The sequence below is a fragment of the Marinococcus sp. LNHM3E3-2.2 genome, from assembly GCF_056034385.1.
Genome location: NZ_JBQLIC010000023.1, coordinates 1 through 18,492 on the forward strand (window position 1 = coordinate 1; position 18,492 = coordinate 18,492).

Consider the following 18,492-nt stretch of genomic DNA (forward strand, 5'->3'; position numbering starts at 1 on the left):
CCAGGCTATTTCTTTTTATCATAGCACAAAAAAACTGCCGACAAACTCTAAAATTAGAGTCATTGTCGACAGTCTGATGCTGCCGTCGAAACGGCAGCACCCCTGTTTGCTTATCCTGTTTTTATTCTTTCCACGGCGAATGCAGAACACATTCGCAAAAGTCAGGACTCTTATAATCCGGCATAAACCGCTCGCAGACGTCAGCTTTAATATTTCCAAATGTCGTCTCGGGTTTATGCTTGAACCCTTCGTAAAAAGCAGGAAGAATTTTTTCTTTAAAATTATTCCGCGGGTACGCGCTCACGACCTCTTCCCGTAATTTTTCAGGAAACTGATGGTATCCGTCCCCCATGACGTCAAGACCCACCCCTGAATATAGAAGGGAAACCTCAGACTCTTTATACTCTGCTACCCCAATGGTCGTATGCAGAGCGATAGCGTCCCATACAAGACGAATGGATTCATCCTCCATGTTATGCTGCTGCAGGAAGCTGCGTGCTGCATTGGCCCCGTCTACCTCAAACCGTTTATCAGGACTGCTGTACTGAGTCGTCAGCCCGAGATCATGGAACAATGCACTCACATATAACAGCTCCGAATCATACTTCAGTCCGGCTTCCCTTCCCTGAATTTCCCCGAAAAGATATGCACGGTTCGAGTGATTCCAAAGCAGTTCGGACCCGTATTCCCTCAATAGATCAGCTGCTTCTTTTGCTATTTTACTGTCAGGAATTTTTACTCCTGCTACACTATTTGCCATGTTCATTCATCCTCTCCTGTTTTTATGTTTATATGGCCGTTTTACTGGATTTCCCTTCTGGGGCTTCATGTATGCGTTATTTTAATAATTCATATATTGCTTTTCATTAATTGTCGTTGGTATGCATCCCCGCATGTTAAGCTGAAATAGTCTAAATTCGCAAAACAATCCCGCCCTAGACTCTTGTTTCACAAAAATTAACCTGTATAAACTGCCCCGCTTCTGCAGCCAAAGGAGGGAAAACGTGCGCTCAAGTATAAATATTATCAAAGGCTTTTTATTTATTGCTGCTTTGATCGGGCTGTACTACCTTTTCAACATCAGACTGAGCATTCGTCCAACCGAGATTCAGAACTTCATCACTTCGTTCGGATGGATTTCGCCTTTCGTTTTTCTACTTGCCTACACGCTGGGCCCTTTTATTTATTTTCCTTCCTCCCTTTTGTCCATTACTGCAAGTATCACTTACGGCATATGGCCTGGAGTACTTTATATATGGACAGGCGCCCTTGGCGGAGCAACGAGCGGGTATTTTATCGGACGTTTTATGGGAAAAACCATATTCAGCAAACATCAGATCCCCTGGAACCCCAGAATGAAATATTTGATGGAAAACCGTGGTTTTTTTGTAGTACTGGTGCTCCGTCTCGTCCCGCTGATGGGGTTCAGTATGCTAAGCTATTTGTCCGGTTTTTCTAAAATTAAATATTCGCATTTCATTTCCGCCACCATGATCGGTATCCTTCCCGGGATGATGATGTATGGCACGTTTGGGCAAAGTATTGTCTCCGGCAGCCGCCTTCTGCTTTGGATTGCCCTCGCTCTTCTTCTCATTTTGAGTACTGCCGGGTTTTTCCTCCGTAAGAAAATCAAAAGATGGCTCGGTATGCAGCCATGAAAAGGATGCTTCGTTTCAACATAAAAAAGCTGCAGCACCTCCGTGGGCCACAGCTTTCTTAATATCTATTTTGTATTAACCGGCGAGGCCGATAGGAGAGAAAAGCAGGTAGGTTACTACCACAGTAATAATGATAACTGCGCTCACCCATTTTCTGTGCTTCCACGGAGTCATATCAACCTTGTTGATATTTTCCTGGAACTCAAACGGCCTGTCGAGAGGCTTCAGACGGCTTACAAACCATAATACGAGAATATCGACAAAGAACAACACGCTGAAGGCGTACAGATAGTGAAAGTCCATGAACAGCCAAAAAATACTGTACAGCACAACGTGAGTAATAAATGTCACTTTTGCGGCAAAGGCGGTACCATACTTGAAATAGAATCCGAGTATGATAATGACGAGCAGCGGCATACTGTATAAACCGTTAAACGATTGAACAACGTTGTAAAGACCCGACGGAGCAAACGAAATCAGCGGAGCAATTAAAATAGCAATTAAAGCTACAATTACTGTAATGAACTTACCAGCCCGCGCCACCTGTCTGTCGCTTGCATCTTTTTTGATTAGCGGCTTATAAAAGTCCAGCGTAAACAGAGTAGCGGTTGCGTTCAACGCACCGACAAATGAACTTAAAATAGCTCCAAAAATGACTGCTGCAAAAATTCCTTCCACCGACGGCGGCAGTACTTCAGTAACTAGACGCGGATACGCGTTATCTGCTGTTCTAAGTTCACCGCCAAACAGATTAAACGCAATAATTCCTGGAAATACGAGAAACAATGCGCCGAATATTTTAAAGAAGCCTACATATAAAGCACCCTTCTGGCTTTCCTTTAAGTTTCTTCCTGCCAGCGCTTTTTGTACGATCATCTGGTTTGTGCACCAGAAAAACAAGTTATTAAAAAACATTCCTAAAAAGAGTGTCGGCCACGGGACATAAGAAGAATCAATAGCGCCAATAGAGTTTAATTTTTCAGGTGTATTGGCCTGAATTGTTTCCATTCCACGGAAAAAATTACCATCACCTAAGGCCATAAGACCAAGAACAGGAATAGTAAGTCCCCCGAGTAAAAGAGCAATCCCATAGACGGTATCACTGAAAGCGCTTAACCTCAAACCACCCATTAACAGGTAAAGAAGGCCAATAAGTCCTGTTAATCCAGCAATAAAAGCTACGGCTGTTAAGGGCTCTACACCGAGCAGCTGGTCAACTGCGAAAATCTGGTTGAAAACGAGTGAACCAGAGTACAGTACCACAGGTAAAAAAGAGGTCATATAAGTGAAAATAAACAGAAAAGAAGCGATTCGTTTCGTTGTTTTATCGTATCTGGTTTCAATAAAATCTGTAACAGTATCCACACCGTATTTTAAGTATTTAGGGAGAAACACAAGTGCCAGTAATACAATCGCTATAGCTGAGGTTACCTCCCAGGCCATTACTTCCATACCGGAAGCGTAGCTTTGGCCGTTTTGCCCGACAATCTGTTCTGTGGACAAATTCGTCATAATAATTGTTCCGGCAATCGTAATACCCGTTAAACTTCTGCCGGCAAGAAAGTACCCTTCAGCGCTGTCCGTGTTAACTGAGCGGCTTCGGGTAAAAGCAAAAAGCCAAATTGCCCCGACGATAATAATAAATGTAATAAGAGATAAAATAATAAGCCCCCCCTTTAATCATATGCTTACACCGTATTTTTAAAATTGAAACAATTGTTATTATTTTTGTTTCAATTCGTTCCCCTCGGCGGGGTTGTTTTTATTCTAACCGAAAACATCAGTAAGGTAAACGCTTTCCTAAAAATATTTTTACTTTTCCCTTAATTTTATATATTTACGAAACAGGTTTCGCAAATATATAAAACTGCCCTGCAGCATCTGCTGCAGGGCAGTCAATTCAGGCTGTTTCAGCTATTGCTCTTTATTCGCCTTTGCGAGCTCCTGTTCGCGGAGTTCTACGCGGCGGATTTTTGCAGAGCTTGTCTTTGGCAGTGAGTCAACAAACTCAATGCGGCGTGGATATTTATACGGAGCAGTCATTTCCTTTACGTGATTCTGCAGTTCCTTCGTTAAATCTTCTTCATTTTCCACCTGGCCGTTAGGCACGATAAACGCCTTCACGACGTTGCCCCGGATATCATCCGGGCTTGCCACAGCGGCACATTCTTTGACAGATGGGTGTTTTGTAAGTGCATCCTCTACTTCAAACGGTCCGATCGTATACCCTGAACTGATAATAATGTCATCACTGCGTCCCTGGAACCAGTAATAATTATCTTCATCCTTCATTGCCCTGTCGCCAGTTAAAAAGTAATCACCCTGATAGGAATCACTTGTACGTTCAGACTCTCTGTAATAGCCCTGAAACAGCGATGGAAGATTACGGTGCACAGCGATATTGCCAATTTCATTAGCCTTCGCAGGATTTCCGTCTTCATCCACTATTTCAATAAACTGTTCGATCATTGGTTTGCCCATGGAACCTATTTTTTCAGGAACGCCCTTTAACGTTCCGATAAGCAGCGTGCTTTCTGTCTGACCGTAACCGTCGCGAACCGGCAAATTAAACTTGTCACGGAACACTTGAATGACTTCTTCATTCAACGGCTCTCCTGCAGATACTGCGCTGTGCATCGCTGAAAGATCATACTTTTCGAGACCTTCAATTTTAGCCATGAGCCGGTACTCTGTCGGCGTGCAGCAAAGCACGTTTACTTTTTCATCCTGAAGCAGCTGCAGATACGTCTCCGGATCAAAACGGCCGTTGTAGGCAAACCCGGTGGCACCCTGGCCGAGTACAGATAAAAACGGGCTCCAGACCCATTTCTGCCAGCCTGGTCCGGCGGTAGCCCATACAACATCATTTTCGTGAATGTCGAGCCACTCATCTGCCGCTACCCGCAGATGAGCATATGCCCATCCATGACTGTGCACGACAGCTTTTGGTTTACCTGTCGTTCCTGAAGTGTACGGAAGAAAGGCAGTGTCATCACGGTGGGTCTGTACAATATTAAAGCTTTGGGATTCTTCTGCTGCCATCGTTTCAATTTCTTTCCATCCTTCTTTACTTCCCCCGATCATCAGCTTATGCTCGAGTGTCTCCGGCACAGGATCCATCCGGTCAATTTCCTCTACGTACGGAGCATACGAAATAATCGCGCGGGAACCGGAATGGTCGGCCCGATACTTAATATCGTCCGCCCGGAGCATTTCTGACGAAGGAATAATCACAAGGCCTGCTTTCAGGCACGCGTAATAAGTAACATAGGCTTCCACGAGACGTGGCACCATGACAAGCACCTTGTCTCCTTTGGAAAGTCCAAGGCCGGTTAGGACGTTGGCGTACTGATTGGCCTGCTGGATCAGTTCGTGATATGTAACCTCGCGGCGGCTGCCTTTATCGTCCTGCCATTTCAATGCCAGACGGTCTGAATCATAGCGTTCCATTTCTTCGATTAAATTGTAGGTTTCATTTGGTGTCAGCTGATTTGCATCAATCATAATCACATATCTCCCTTACCACTATTTTATCTTTTTCTATCATATGTGCCACAGCAGTGTATGTCTACTTATACGCCTAAAGAAATCTGATTATTTCAATTACAATTTTATTTTTTTTATGTTTGTGGAAAGAAGGAAACGGTTATAGCATGAGAGGAACGTTTTTGTACGGTAACTATCATTGATTTGGAAGTAGAAAGGATGAATGACACGATGAACATTATTATCAGCAAACCTAATGAGGAAATTGAAGTCCGCGAAGTAGAGGGACAAAATGATATCTACAGTATCATGGGCAATGACGCCATCATGCTCGAAATGATTCCGGAGCTTGATATTTATGCGCTTGCGAACGAAAATCAGTATGAAGAAGCAGATTATAAAGTAGAATCCAAGCAGTTCGGGGATCTTACGAATAAATACTCTCTTACCGGAACGTCCGTTATATTAACGTTAGACGCTGCCGGCAATTACGCTGAGTTGAACGATGAGCAGATTGAAGCTGTCCGCCAGCTGCAGGAAGTCCGCGGAGGCAATTTAAACAGCTAATTATTTTTCAATAAAATATCAATAAAAAAAGAGAGGCTCACGAGCCTCTCTTTAGTTCTACATATACATAGCTGTCTTCTACATAAGCAGAAAATTCTTTTAGTTTACCTTTTACCGGCGCAAGCGGCTTGCCGCTTTCCCGCAGATTGTATTCCCTTCCATGCCACGGGCACCGGACGATGTCTCCTTCATGTTCAAATGAATATTCACCAGGTGCGGTGCTCATAGGAGCACCGTCAATTTTGCCTTTCGACATGCAGGCTCCCTGGTGAGGGCACCGGTCGATAAACGCCCTGACTTCTCCCTCGGACGTCCTACAGACAAAAACCGGGATATTATCCACGCTCCCCGGAATCATTTCCTGCTTTTCCAACTCCTCTTCCCTGCATATAACGGCTGCCATCAGACAGCACCCCGAGCCGGCAGTTTCGGATAGAATTTTCTGGCATTTTCGCCGTAGATACGCTCAAGCACATCATCTTTAAGTCCTTTAGGCACGGCTTCATCCGGTGAATCGTAATCCCAGTGCGGGTAATCCGTACTAAAACAGATGATTTCATCGGTCCCCATCTGCTCTACTAAGAGATTCCATTCTTTTTTGCTCATTTCTTCAAGCGGCTGGGTCGTAAATGCCATCCGGTTTTTTATCGTATCACTCGGCATCGTTGTTACCCACGGCACTTCGTGGCGAAGATCCTTAAACTGCTGATCAAGTTTCTTCATTAAAAACGGCACGTACGTGAAGCCGCCCTCAATCATCATCAGCTTCAGGTTTGGATATTTCTCAAACACCCCGTTGAAAATCATGCTCGTAATCTGTGCCATGTGGGAAGTTGCAATTAAAGAATGCCATTCAATAAAGTATCTTGGCCATTTGCCGAGCGGGGCAGGCGGTTCGTTATGGTGCATGCCGATCATCAGGTCATGGCGCTCAGCTGCTTCGAATATTGGATGGTAGTAAGGATCCCCCCATGCAATATCATCAATGGGCAAAAGCACTTGAATCATTTTTGGGTGAGAGCCGACGCGTTCGATTTCTTTCACTGCGTTCGCTACTTCCTGGGCTGCAATGTGAACGGAGCCGTACAGGCGGCTGTCTTTATCAAGCCAGTCATTGATCTGCCAGTCGTTATAGGCACTGGCAAGGGCCGTGGCCATTTCGTACCATCCGTGCATGGAAGACGGAGATGGATCAAGTGCTCCAGTTAAAATACCGAATTCGTGATTATTGGCATCAAGCAGCTGCTCCTGCATAAACGGAAGGCTTGTGCCCGCTGGTTTTCCGTCCGGCGTTTTTGCGTCAGCCCGGTCCACTCCAGCCACGGCGGGCTGAGTAAATGGCATATGTTTTTCCTGCTGCCAGTGGCAGTCTTCAATATACCTTCTCCACGGCTGCTCTAAGTATGGAAACAAATCTTCATACATTACCCGTTCGTGAATATCAGTGTCGATCAGGCTGTACTTTTTTGTTCGGTTAGTTTTAGCTTCATTGTTTAAAGTCTGCATAAATCAGCATCCTTCCTTTCATCTGCTTTCTAACCGTACCAGATTCGTCCTGGAATAAACAAAGCTCCCTAGAAGTCGTCCGCCTCTGTAAGCTGTGACAGTGAATGTCAGTGAGCATCAGTGAACGTCAGTAGCAGTTTTTCAGTATCTAACGATTTACTTACTAATCTGCTACCTATCACTGGCAGGAAGGATACTAATATTTATTGCAGAGATAATTTTTGGCAGATGCTAATTTTCTTCGATATATACTAGTGTGACATATATGCTCAAATTGGAATCACTGTTATTTTCAAACCCTATTTTTTCTGTAGGCCCGCATTGAATAAGGTCACCCTCCCTCACGGGGAAATTCTCATCCTCTGTATAACATAGCCCTTCCCCGCTCACGACTAATGCAAATGTTTGAGTGAAGGGATGATCATGGAGAGGAAGGCTTTGACCAGGCGAAAAATTAAATACCACAGCTTTGCAGTTGTTCTTTTTAAAAACAACTTCATTTGCCATTCGGTCTTCGCTGAAAGGAGCTAATTGTGTAAGACTCTGGATTTTCATATTTTTCATCCTTTCTTCTATTAAATTTAAAAACAGCTGCGGCATATCTATTTAGATTCTGCCGCAGCTGCTGAACCAGTTTTATCTCTGGGTTTTAATTATTCAATCGTGCTTTCCGGCCCGAAAACTTCATAATGGCGACGTTCTGCCGGCACTCCTCTATCCTTTAAAATTCCGTTAACTACTTGCATAAAAGGCGTCGGACCGCAGAAATAAAAATCTGCCTGTTCGTCAGGAAGGACGGTTTCCAGCCACGGGGCATCAATATACCCTTCTTTATCAAACATTTCGTTCGAACGGTCTTCCTCTGTCGGTTCGGAATAACAGGTATAGGCCTCAATGTTTGAATACGTATCTGCGAGCTGCTCCACATGTGCTTTCATGGCATGAACCTTACTGCTGTCAGCGGCATGAATAAACGTTACGTTTCGTTTCGTATCTTCCTGCACGAGTGTATTCAGCATACTCATCATCGGGGTTACTCCGACGCCGCCGCTGATTAGTACAATTGGCATTTCCTCTGTTTCCATCACAAACTCTCCTGCCGGTGCTGCGAACAGCAGTACATCTCCTTCTTTTACGTCCCGGTGCAGATAATTCGACACAATACCGGCCGGGTTTCCGTCCTCGGGGTCCTCACGCTTTACGCTGATCCGGTAAAAATTTTCATTCGGAGCATCCGATAGACTGTAATGGCGCATATGGGTATAGGGTTCTCCTTCGATGTCTGCCTGCAGCGTTAAATACTGTCCCGGCTGCTGCGGTATAATCGCTCCACCGTCCTGCGGCTTTAAGTAAAATGAAGTGATAACATCGCTCTCCGGTACTTTTTCCGCTACATAAAACGGACGGTAGCCTGTCCACCCGCCGCGGGCGGCCTCTACTTCTTCGTACTTGACTGCTTCTTTTTGAATAAAGATATCGGCAAGCGCGTGATACGCTTCTCCCCAGGCATCCAGGATCTCCGGAGTTGCTGCGTCTCCGAGCACTTCCTCCACCGCTTCGAGCAGTGTTTCCCCTACTAACCCATAATGCTCCGGCCTGACATCCAGGGCCCGGTGTTTTTCCGCTATGCGTTCAATAGTAGGCCGAAGCTCTTCCAGGCGGTCAATATTCGCTCCTGCCTGGTAGACAGAATAAGCAAGAGCTTCCGGCTGTACGCCTGTTTCCTGGTTCGTCTGGTTAAACATATTCCGCAGTTCGGGTGCTTTTTCAAATAACATTTCATAAAAACGGTTGCCGATGGCAGCGGCGTTGGCCTGAATAGCCGGAGCTGTTGCTTTTACAGTTTCAATCGTTTGCGGTGCAAGCATCAAATTCCTCCAATGAAAACGTTTTTAATTTCTACAAAAAGTGTATTATAAATACATATTTAAATCTATACTTTTAGAAATACTTCATTAAACGTTCACATTCAGCTTTTATATACAAAATAACTCCGTTTCCACCTGGAAACGGAGTACTGTATATTTATTTGGCGCATTCAAAGCAGTACAGCCGGCCGTACTCATGAACCCCTTCCATAAAGCCGTCCCGGCAGTAAATTTCTTTGCCACATTCACTGCATTGGCCCAGATACTCCTCCATCGTTGTCACCTCTTCTTCGTTAAGAATCCTTCGGCTGACGGTCAAGAATTTCTTTTAAGACACGGGCATGATTATACGTTTCTTCCTTCGCGGCAAACACGAGCGTCAACTGCTTATTCTGCTCACGTACGGTCTCTTTTAACTGATCGAGAGCTTCAGCCTGTTCGTTATTCTGTTGAAGCTCCTGCTTATACTTCTCTTTGAATTCGTCAAATTTCTCCGGATCGTGGGAGAACCATTGCCGCAGCTCTTTTGAAGGAGCAACGTCCCTGCTCCATTTATCCACTTTAGCTTTTTCCTTTGCTATTCCCCTCGGCCACACGCCGTCGACTAAAATCCGATACCCGTCTTTTTTCTCCGGGTCTTCATAAATTCTTTTCAATTGAATGGCCATCGTTGCCCTCCTTCTGCTTTATTTTTCTTCAAACATAAAGTCTACGACCTTGTTGACGTGCACCTGCATTGTATCTAAAAACGGAATCGAAAAATCTTCTTCAGAAAGAATCATCGGCAGTTCAGTGCAGCCAAGAATCAAGGTATCAAGCCCATGTTGTTCGATCATTTCCCCGGTGATCCGCTCAAATTCTTTTTTCGTCTCAGGATTTACGATACCATTTTCGAGCTCACTGACAATTTTTTCGTGTAAATACTGCTGTGTACTTTCAGCTGGCACATAAATATTCTTTCCATTCGCTTCGAACGGCTTCTTAAAAAAATTCTTTTCCATCGTAAACTTTGTGCCCAGCAGCCCAATGTTTTCGGCGCCCTGATTTTCTGCTGCTTCCACCGCGGCGTCCACGATGCTGAGCATCGGCACCTCGACCTGCTTCTGCACTTCATCGAATACAAGGTGCGGAGTGTTGGCTGCAATAATGATTCCATCAACGTCGAGCAGTTCAAGCTTACGGGCAGCGTTGCCCAGATATTCGATCAGATCGTCCATTCGTTCTTCCGAAATATACGTAAAAATGTTGTACATATTAATGCTATTAATGTACAATTCCGGAAGCACCTGAAGACTATTCTTCTTTTCCTGATACTTTTTAATGATGGATTGATAATATTCCACTGTCGATTCCGGACCGAGGCCGCCGATAATACCTATCTGTTTCATTTTTTCTCCTCCTTCATTAAAGCGTTAATATATATTACCAATATATATTTTAACATATTTAGTGTGCACCTCTATTCACCAGGATGATTGCACAATCCGGCCGCCGAATATATAATAAGTATATTAAATATGTATTTTATGCACGAGCCTATAAAAGAAAGGAATGGACATATGCGAATACTTTTGTTCTATTCCACAATGACTGGAAATACTGAAGACATGGCTATTGATACGGAAGAAGAGCTCATCAACCGCGGGCACGAAGTAGAGCTGATGGATATGATCGCCGATGGCCTTCCAAACGAAGACCCCCTCCCTCACGATCTGCTCATTATGGGTACGTATACGTGGGGTGAAGGTGATATCCCCGAAGAAACGGAAGATTTTCTTGAAGATCTTTTCGCCTATGATATTTCCGGCCTTTCGATTTCCATCTTCGGCTCCGGGGATCACGCGTATGAAAACTTCGCCGGAGCTGTGGATGAGATGATCGAGGAATTCCGCAAACATGGACATAAGGGTGAGATTCCCACCATGAAAGTCGATGTGGATGAAATGGATAACATTGCTGAAGATATTAAAAGCTATGTCGACAGCATCGAAGAAAAGTTTTTAGTGAAATAATGGTCAGCACGAATAACCCCGGGGGCCGTGAGCCTCCGGGGTTACCTTTAATTAATACAGCTGATCTGTCACGGCATTGGCATAAGAAAAACAAAAATCATAAACAATATAAACCCGGCACTGAACCATATGTCCGTTTTTTTATAATTCATCTGTACGTATTCCGTTCTTTCTCTGGAGCCGTCAAACCCTTTCGATTCCATTGCGAGCGCTGTTCTTTCTGCCTTTCGTACAGCCCCTGCCATCAATGGCACGGCCATCTCTTTCCACTCACGCATTTTAGGCTTTTTGCCCATCCCTCTGATTTGCCGGGCTCTCCGGATAACCGCCAGTTCCTCCCGCAGTTGGGGGAGAAAACGGTAGGCGGCCATCATTCCATAACCAATATTTGGAGGCATATGCCATTTTTGTATCAGGCTTATCACTAAACTCACGGGAGAGGTAGTGAGAACAAAAAGAAGCGACCAGGAGGCAAACACCATTGCCCGCAGACCGAGCGAGATCCCTGTTTGAATATTTTCAAGAGCAACCGGCATTTGGAATACGTAGAAAAGAACTGTGGGTCCTCTTTCGTCAGGAAAAACAACCTGAAGCCATATAAAGCTGAACCCAAAGAGCCCAAATGGAAGCATAAGTACGAGCAGCAGCTTTAACGGCACTTTTCCCAAAAAGGCGACGGCAGCAACCGTTAACAGCAAAACGGCAAGCGGGCGCCAAATATCATAAACGAAAATCATGCAGAAAAATACGGTGAAAAGACTTATCAGCTTCAGCGTTGGATGTACGTGCTGCAAAAAAGCGTTCCGAGTCTGGATTTCTTCAAGCATGGCTTACTGCTTTCTTTTTCTTTAAGCTCATAAGCTTTACTACCGGCGGGCGGACACCGATTTTAGCTAAATCCATACTCCCACTGAAAAATGCTTCCACGCCGTCATCACAGGCAAGTGTTCGTTCCGCCAGCGCCAAAACCCGTCCAGCTTTTGTATAGACCAGATCCATATCATGCGTCAGCCAGAGAACCGCTTTTCCACGTCGCCGGCACTGCTCAAGCACTTCAAATAAAGCATCGGTATTTCGCTTATCAAGACCAAACGCCGGCTCATCCAAAATTAATACGGACTGGTTGTTCGTTACCATGACTGCCACCGAAAGGCGCCTTTTTTCTCCCTGGCTGAGCTGAAATGGATGATTCTTTCGAATATGTCCGAGCTGAAATTGAATCAGCAGTTCATTTGTCTGCTGATCAATATCTTTTTCGCACCACCCTTCCATTTCCATTCCGTAGCGTATTTCTTTTTCCACGGTCTGTGCTACAAACTGATGCTCGGGCTGCTGAAAAACAATTCCGAAGGTTTTAGCAATTTCGTACGGCTTCAGACTGGCAATATCTTCTCCGTTAACATATATAGAGCCGCTTTTAAGAGATTCCCATCCAGTGAGGACACGTGCGAGCGTGCTCTTTCCTGCTCCGTTTGCACCGACTAGAGCAGTCATTTCCCCTGGGTACAGGGAAAAAGATACGTTTTCGAAAACCGTTTGCTCGCCATAGGCAAAGGCCGCCTGCTTCACCTCCAGAACAGGTGGTTCAAGTGAAGGAGCACTTATCTTTTTCGGCTGCGGCAGAGATGCAAGAACTGCTGCAGCGGAATAATCCGCTGCAAACCTTTCCCATTCCCCTAAAGTAATGGGAAGAGCAGATTTGGGATTCTCTGACTTTTTCAGTAATTTCTTTCCGGCTTCTGCAGGAGCCGGCAGCCATACTCCTTCTGCTTCGAGTACGGCTGCATGAGAATTGAATATACGTGCCGGGCTTCCATCCGCAGACACCTGGCCATCGTGGTTCAATACGATCACCCGGTCTACCCACTCCATTACTTCATTTAATTGATGCTCAATCAAAACCAGTGTTTTATCACTATCTGCTGCAATGCGGCCAAGAAGCGAAGCCACTGCTTGCCGGCTTACCGGATCGAGCTGGGAGAGCGGTTCATCCAGAATCCATATCCGCGGATTCACAGCAGCTAAACAGGAAACAGCTATTTTTTGCTTCATCCCGCCGGACAGTGTGTCGATACGGGCATCAATGCAGTGAAGCATATCTGTAAATTGTAAGGCTTCGTGCACGCGGGCCTCGATATCACCTGCAGGCACCCGCAGATTCTCAAGCGTGAATACAAGCTCTTCCCGAACAGTTGGCATGCAGAACTGGGTATCCGGGTCCTGGAACAAAAGCGCCGCCTGCCTGGCGGCCTCCGTAATACTTTTCACCGCCGGATTTTCCCCAAACACGCTCAGACCGCCCGAAACCTCCGCCTCCACAGAACGCGGAAGAATTCCCTGGATAGCGAGAGCAAGCGTACTTTTGCCTGAACCACTCGGACCGAGCAGCAGCACGTTTTCCCCAGTACATATTTCTGCTGAAAAACCTTCTATCGAAGGCTTAGCAAAAGGGTACGCAATGGTCAATTTGTCTGCGTAAATCATACAGCATCCTTCTGCTGGCCGAGACGGTATTGACGGCCAAGGGCGAAGCGGTCAAGCACTCCAGTCTTTACCAGCGCATCCGCAAAGCTTTTCCCTGCCCATCCGGCTAAAAGAGCGCCGCTTATAAGCATGGTTACCAGCATAAATACAACAACAGAACCTGCGTACTGGCTGAATCCATAAAGGACATACTGGGTTAAAAATGCAGCAAACGTTCCGGCCGACCCGGCAAGCATTAATACTGGCAGACGGAACACCCGGTAGAAAAACAGAGCGAAAATCAATTCTGCAGCGAGCCCCTGGGTGAAGCCGAGCACGAGCACTGCTCCTGCACTGACAGACCCCGCCATAACTTCAGTGCCGGCCGCAATAAGCTCTGAAAGCAGCGCCGCTCCCGGTTTTTGAACGATATAGGCACAAATCACAGGCGCAAGGATCCAGAAGCCCGCCATCAGGCCTCCTCCAACTGGACCGAAGATGCCGGTAACCATTTGTCCCAGCAGCACCCAAAGAAGATAAAGGACGCCGAGAACTGCTGAAATAAACGAGATGACGACAATATCCCGGAGGTTTAAGCGTTTGTTTATCATTAGACTTTTTCCCCGTCTGTTAACGTTCTGGCAAAGGGCCAGTCTTTTGCATAATAAGCGTCCTCAAAAAACATATACTCAAGCTGGCATCCTTCCATAAACAACGTCCGCCAGCGCTGTTTTTCTTCTTCTGTGACTGTTTCTGCCAGTTCATCGAGGCGGTCAATATATTTGTACATTTCCCGTTCCTCACGGTCCCCGTAAAAACGAATCCAGTCATTGAACGGATGGGTTTCGTCCGGCTGCACTTCCTCCATCAGCCTTTCACCCACATACAAATACACCCACGGGCAGGCAAGCGTTACCGCAATTACATCACCAAGTGTTCCTTTTTCGGCATGGTGCAGCATGTGAAGCACGTAATGCTGAGATACCGGAGCAAGCGCATAGCCCTGCAATTCCTCATAGCCCACGCCCGCCTGCTCACACAAATTATGATGCGGGTGCGTTTCGCTGTTTAAAACAAAATCAATGGTATCTTTAAACATAACCATGTCTTCTCTTGACGTACACTTTGTTACCCCAATTGCTTTTGCCTTGATCATGGCGTTTAAGTATTCAAAATCCTGCTTCACGTAATGGATAAGAGATGCTTTTGGGAGCTCCCCTTTCCCGATACCCTGTACAAACGGATTTCTCCAGCAGGCTTCAAAAATGTGCTCTGTGTCCTGCCATAAAAGCTCTGAAAATTTCATTGTAACTTCCTCCTTTAAATTAGGAGGGAACCACTACGGGCAGTCAGGACCAATGGGGTAAAAAAAGCCACTCCATTGGTGGAGTGGCTTAGAATAAACGTCCTCTATGGTAAAGCTTGTGCTTTTGAAATAGACGTATTCTGCCGTCTCCACTTTCCTACGCTGGCCTTAACCAGATCAGGTTCAAAGGGATTAAGGTTAGTCCTTATCTCAGCCGCTTTCGGCACCCCTAGTGGATTCCCTATTAAGTTGTCTACACTTTATCATATTATGTCAGGAAGTCAAAGGTGATTTTTATAATCCGCCTTCTCCCTCTGAGCAAAAATCTGCATTCAAAAACCCTGCAGGCCTATGCCAGCAGGGTTTTTCTGCATATTACGCGCGGTTAGCCACAGCCCGCGTTTCCTGATAAAAACGTTCGAATTCGGCTACGACATTATCAAGAAAATCAATCGTGCCCTGATCTGTTAAATCTCCGTTTTCATTCATTTTTTCATGGACGGCTCCGATCAGTACTTCATTTCCAGGCAGTACTTTTGCACTCATACCGGGAGCGCTCAGAATCTGTCGAAGATGCATCTGCGCTTTCACTGTGCCCAGGCCTCCAAGAGAAGCTCCTACAAGCATGGTTGGTTTGCCGGCAAAGTCGTAATCGACCCGGGAGTTCCAGTCAAGAGCATTTTTAAGCACGCCGGAAATCGAACCGTTATATTCCGGAGTGGCGATAAGCACGGCGTCCGCTTCACGTACAGAACGCTTGTATTCCTGCACATAGTCCGGAGCGTTGCTTTCCTCATCCTGATCATAGTGCGGAAGATCGCGGATATCTAAAATATCAATATCCATGATGTCACTGTAACGATCCTGCATGTACTCCACTAACTTTCCGTTAAATGATTCCTGGCGAATACTTCCTACGATAGCTGCTACTTTCATTTGAACTTTCATCCTTTCGTGTTGAACTTCATTTACATATCATACACGCACGTTACTGGCTGTTTCAAGTTATCTGCTTACTTTTTGTAAGTGCCTGATGCAGAGCTGTGTTCTTTTTCTGCACACGCTCCTCCCAGTATTCCCTGTCCCAGTCCGCAAGCTGTTCCGGAGCGACCGCCTGCTCCATGTAACGGGAAAATGAATCCACTTCCTTTAACACAGACGGATCTCCTGTTTTCACGAGCATCGTCAGTGCTTCCATGCAGGCTCCCATTACCGAAATATCTTCGTAACCGTACAATCTCACCTGATAAAAGCTTTTATATAAATACTCCCTAAAGGGTTTTACAGGCATGAATAACCGCAGCTCATTCTGATTGTCAGCGAAGTATTGGTCATTTTTGTGTTCATGGCTGAGTTCGGAAAGCAGTGCCCCAATACGGTTGATGCAGTTCGCTGCTGTGTGTGGATCATTGATTGCAGGCGAAATGGCCCGCAGCGCTATTTCTACAATTTTCTGCATGGAGAATTCAATGTCCTGAACATTGCTTCTCTCTTCTCCTACTAATAAAAAACTTCTCAATATTTTCGAGGATAAACTATGCTTTGACCAATAGCGAAATAAAGGCTCTCCCTGATGAACGTAGTCTCCTACCTGGAACAGGCATTCGACCACGGCTCCCTGCTGCCTGGCCCATTCAATCAGTTCAGGCATTTTCACCATATTGGTATACCCCGACCGTTCGGCATAAACGATTGCTTCTTCGTCATTTCGAAAATCATCGCTCCATTCGCTGAAGCTGTGCACCCCCGAATAAGTGTAGGCATCCCGGATCACCCTGGAGGCATCAGATCTTATATGGCTGATCAAATGATTCACCTGCAGCCACTGGGTGGAGTGATAAATAAAGATAATAAAAAAAGCCAGACAGCCAAGCGCCACAAGAACTGTCAGCATTGGCATCAAAATTTGGCTACTGCCTTCGCTCGAAAAAAGCAGCATATTTACCAGAGTAAATAATACCCCAAACGTAAATACCCCAAGTGTATGCTGCGTCGTCGGGCTTTTCATGAAATCCTGCAGAGCCCTTGGGGTAAACTGTGTGGCATACGTGGTCAGAACGACCATAATCGAAGAAAAACTTATGGTTGTCAACGTCAGCAATGCCGTCACTAATGCACTGTATAAAGAAGTAGCAGTGTTATTTTCCACGATCAGCATAGAAGGCATATTATTGTAAACCGGCCGCAGCACCTGCTGATCCATGATAGAAGCGCCTATTACTATTATTAAGCTAAGAATACCGTAGCATCCTGGAATAAACCAAAACTTGTCCCTGAGCTGTACATACCATTTCTGTTTTTTCATGATTTACCTCCATCTCTGTCCTGCAATCCCGCCATTATAAAGGAAATCATCAAACAATGCATTTCTTATACGAATGTTTTACAATAGTATTTGATACTGAATAAAAGGAGACAAATGATGGTAACGTTAAAGACAGAACGAGAGATTGAGCTTATGCATGAAGCAGGAAAAATTCTTGCCGCCTGCCATAAAGAAATCGCCAAAATGGTCAAACCAGGCGTCACTACAAAACAAATTGACGATTTTGTCGAAAAATTTCTGGCAGAACGCGGCGCAACTCCTGAACAAAAAGGGTTTCAGGGATACAAATATGCCACCTGCGCCTCGGTAAACGATGAAATCTGCCATGGTTTCCCAAGATCCCGCCCTCTTGAAAACGGTGACCTCGTTACAATCGATATGGTTGTAAATTTAAACGGAGCCCTGGCGGATTCCGCCTGGACCTATGCGGTTGGGGAAGTAAGCAGTGAACTCGAACGGCTGATGGAGGTTACAGAAGCATCTTTATATAAAGGTATTGAACAGGCCAAAGTCGGCAACCGGATCGGTGATATCGGACATGCGATTCAAACATATGTCGAACATGAAGGCTTCTCGGTCGTCCGGGATTTTACCGGGCACGGCATCGGGCCCACTCTCCACGAAGACCCGCAAATCCCTCATTTCGGTGCCCCCGGCAAAGGCGGCCGCTTAAAGCCGGGCCATGTTATTACGATCGAGCCAATGGTTAACACTGGCGGCTGGCAGAGCAAAATGACCTCCAACGGGTGGACCGCCACTACCCGGGACGGAGGCTATTCCGCCCAGTACGAGCATACCATTGCGATCACAAAAGAAGGCCCGGTTATTTTAACGGGCCAGGAAAGCGTATAAACGTCAAAAAGCGCGGCCTTTAGGGACCGCGCTTTTCATCACTTATAAATTTTCAATCTTATTGTCTTCATAGTCCTGCTGACGTGCTGCTTCGACCTGCATGATGTTTTCAATCGTGCGAACCGATTCCTCTACGCTCATGCTGTGAGACTGCTGCATCCCTTTGTCGATCATTTCAGTTGTGTTCAGTTGACTGTTTGTCAAAACAATAATGCCTCCTTTGAGTATGTTTACATAATAAACCATTTCCCAATACATTTCAACCGAAAATTTTATTTTTTCTGATAAATGAGAATAGTTATAAAGAAAAAAGAAGCCGGCTGGTTTATCCAGCCGGCTTCCCAGGCTGTCGAGAAAGTCTCCTTTCTCGGCAGTTTTTTTGTAGGCAAGCGCCCCGAAGGGTCGTATACTAAAAAGAAAAGGGGCGATATCGCCATGCTTGGCAAAG

20 protein-coding genes and 1 riboswitch are annotated in these 18,492 nt (G+C 45.6%); of the genes, 4 read left to right on the forward strand and 16 right to left on the reverse strand.

Features of this window, described 5'->3' with window-relative positions; all coding sequences use genetic code 11:
* Positions 1–121: 121 nt before the first annotated feature.
* Positions 122–760 carry an HD domain-containing protein gene (locus tag ACTRXF_RS15780; protein WP_022794018.1) on the reverse strand — a complete coding sequence of 213 codons (639 nt, stop codon included), beginning with the start codon at positions 758–760 and terminating at the stop codon, positions 122–124.
* 244 nt (positions 761–1,004) lie between these two features.
* Between ACTRXF_RS15780 and ACTRXF_RS15785 the strand changes: the two genes are divergently transcribed.
* Entirely contained in the window at positions 1,005–1,658 is a 654-nt protein-coding gene (locus tag ACTRXF_RS15785) for a TVP38/TMEM64 family protein (protein ID WP_474262770.1), read from the forward strand.
* Between the two features lie 75 nt (positions 1,659–1,733).
* Here the strand turns inward: ACTRXF_RS15785 and ACTRXF_RS15790 are convergent, their stop codons facing one another.
* Both ACTRXF_RS15790 and mbcS read right to left on the reverse strand, forming a co-directional pair.
* Entirely contained in the window at positions 1,734–3,323 is a 1,590-nt protein-coding gene (locus ACTRXF_RS15790; protein WP_474262807.1) for a solute:sodium symporter family transporter, read from the reverse strand.
* A gap of 249 nt (positions 3,324–3,572) precedes the next feature.
* A complete protein-coding gene (mbcS, locus tag ACTRXF_RS15795) occupies positions 3,573–5,162 on the reverse strand; it encodes an acyl-CoA synthetase MbcS (protein WP_474279765.1) in 1,590 nt (529 codons plus the stop codon).
* 201 nt (positions 5,163–5,363) lie between these two features.
* Here mbcS and ACTRXF_RS15800 point away from each other — a divergent pair, with 201 nt between their 5' ends.
* Positions 5,364–5,711, forward strand: coding sequence for a hypothetical protein (locus tag ACTRXF_RS15800; protein ID WP_474262774.1), 348 nt, complete (start codon positions 5,364–5,366; stop codon positions 5,709–5,711).
* A 37-nt stretch (positions 5,712–5,748) separates the two neighbouring features.
* Here ACTRXF_RS15800 and ACTRXF_RS15805 read toward each other — a convergent pair whose 3' ends face one another.
* The 6 genes from ACTRXF_RS15805 to ACTRXF_RS15830 all read right to left on the reverse strand — a co-directional run bounded on the left by ACTRXF_RS15805 (position 5,749) and on the right by ACTRXF_RS15830 (position 10,473).
* Positions 5,749–6,114: a Rieske (2Fe-2S) protein gene (locus ACTRXF_RS15805; RefSeq protein WP_091614391.1), complete on the reverse strand. Its 366-nt coding sequence runs from the start codon at positions 6,112–6,114 to the stop codon at positions 5,749–5,751.
* On the reverse strand, positions 6,114–7,217 hold the full coding sequence (locus tag ACTRXF_RS15810) for an amidohydrolase family protein (RefSeq protein WP_474262776.1): 1,104 nt from the start codon (positions 7,215–7,217) through the stop codon (positions 6,114–6,116). The genes ACTRXF_RS15805 and ACTRXF_RS15810 overlap by 1 nt, the downstream gene beginning before the upstream one ends.
* 231 nt (positions 7,218–7,448) lie before the next feature.
* Entirely contained in the window at positions 7,449–7,772 is a 324-nt protein-coding gene (locus ACTRXF_RS15815) for a cupin domain-containing protein (protein ID WP_474262778.1), read from the reverse strand.
* 98 nt (positions 7,773–7,870) lie between these two features.
* Positions 7,871–9,085: an NO-inducible flavohemoprotein gene (hmpA, locus tag ACTRXF_RS15820; RefSeq protein WP_474262780.1), complete on the reverse strand. Its 1,215-nt coding sequence runs from the start codon at positions 9,083–9,085 to the stop codon at positions 7,871–7,873.
* Between the two features lie 293 nt (positions 9,086–9,378).
* On the reverse strand, positions 9,379–9,753 hold the full coding sequence (locus tag ACTRXF_RS15825; RefSeq protein ID WP_474279767.1) for a DUF488 domain-containing protein: 375 nt from the start codon (positions 9,751–9,753) through the stop codon (positions 9,379–9,381).
* An 18-nt stretch (positions 9,754–9,771) separates the two neighbouring features.
* The gene (locus tag ACTRXF_RS15830) at positions 9,772–10,473 is read right to left on the reverse strand and encodes an aspartate/glutamate racemase family protein (RefSeq protein ID WP_474262785.1); all 702 of its coding nucleotides are present in this window, start codon (positions 10,471–10,473) and stop codon (positions 9,772–9,774) included.
* A 171-nt stretch (positions 10,474–10,644) separates the two neighbouring features.
* Between ACTRXF_RS15830 and ACTRXF_RS15835 the strand changes: the two genes are divergently transcribed.
* Positions 10,645–11,097 (forward strand): flavodoxin domain-containing protein, encoded by a 453-nt coding sequence (locus ACTRXF_RS15835; protein WP_474262787.1) that lies wholly within the window; start codon positions 10,645–10,647, stop codon positions 11,095–11,097.
* A gap of 68 nt (positions 11,098–11,165) precedes the next feature.
* Here the strand turns inward: ACTRXF_RS15835 and ACTRXF_RS15840 are convergent, their stop codons facing one another.
* From ACTRXF_RS15840 to ACTRXF_RS15865, 6 genes are all read right to left on the reverse strand, one after another.
* Positions 11,166–11,924 (reverse strand): energy-coupling factor transporter transmembrane component T family protein, encoded by a 759-nt coding sequence (locus ACTRXF_RS15840; RefSeq protein ID WP_474262789.1) that lies wholly within the window; start codon positions 11,922–11,924, stop codon positions 11,166–11,168.
* Complete coding sequence (locus ACTRXF_RS15845) at positions 11,917–13,581, reverse strand: ABC transporter ATP-binding protein (RefSeq protein ID WP_474262791.1); 1,665 nt, start codon at positions 13,579–13,581, stop codon at positions 11,917–11,919. The genes ACTRXF_RS15840 and ACTRXF_RS15845 overlap by 8 nt, the downstream gene beginning before the upstream one ends.
* Positions 13,578–14,171, reverse strand: a complete 594-nt coding sequence (locus tag ACTRXF_RS15850; RefSeq protein ID WP_474262793.1) for an ECF transporter S component — start codon at positions 14,169–14,171, stop codon at positions 13,578–13,580. The genes ACTRXF_RS15845 and ACTRXF_RS15850 overlap by 4 nt, the downstream gene beginning before the upstream one ends.
* Positions 14,171–14,866 (reverse strand): thiaminase II, encoded by a 696-nt coding sequence (gene tenA / locus ACTRXF_RS15855; RefSeq protein WP_474262795.1) that lies wholly within the window; start codon positions 14,864–14,866, stop codon positions 14,171–14,173. The genes ACTRXF_RS15850 and tenA overlap by 1 nt, the downstream gene beginning before the upstream one ends.
* 137 nt (positions 14,867–15,003) lie before the next feature.
* A riboswitch (TPP riboswitch) is annotated at positions 15,004–15,107 on the reverse strand.
* A gap of 134 nt (positions 15,108–15,241) precedes the next feature.
* A complete protein-coding gene (locus ACTRXF_RS15860; RefSeq protein ID WP_474262797.1) occupies positions 15,242–15,802 on the reverse strand; it encodes an NADPH-dependent FMN reductase in 561 nt (186 codons plus the stop codon).
* A gap of 64 nt (positions 15,803–15,866) precedes the next feature.
* The gene (locus tag ACTRXF_RS15865; protein WP_474262799.1) at positions 15,867–17,171 is read right to left on the reverse strand and encodes a DUF2254 domain-containing protein; all 1,305 of its coding nucleotides are present in this window, start codon (positions 17,169–17,171) and stop codon (positions 15,867–15,869) included.
* 117 nt (positions 17,172–17,288) lie between these two features.
* Between ACTRXF_RS15865 and map the strand changes: the two genes are divergently transcribed.
* Complete coding sequence (gene map, locus ACTRXF_RS15870; RefSeq protein ID WP_474262801.1) at positions 17,289–18,044, forward strand: type I methionyl aminopeptidase; 756 nt, start codon at positions 17,289–17,291, stop codon at positions 18,042–18,044.
* Positions 18,045–18,086: 42 nt separating this feature from the next.
* Here map and ACTRXF_RS15875 read toward each other — a convergent pair.
* Positions 18,087–18,492 (reverse strand): YuzK family famiily protein (locus ACTRXF_RS15875; RefSeq protein WP_474279769.1); only part of this gene is annotated, 406 nt, incomplete at its 5' end.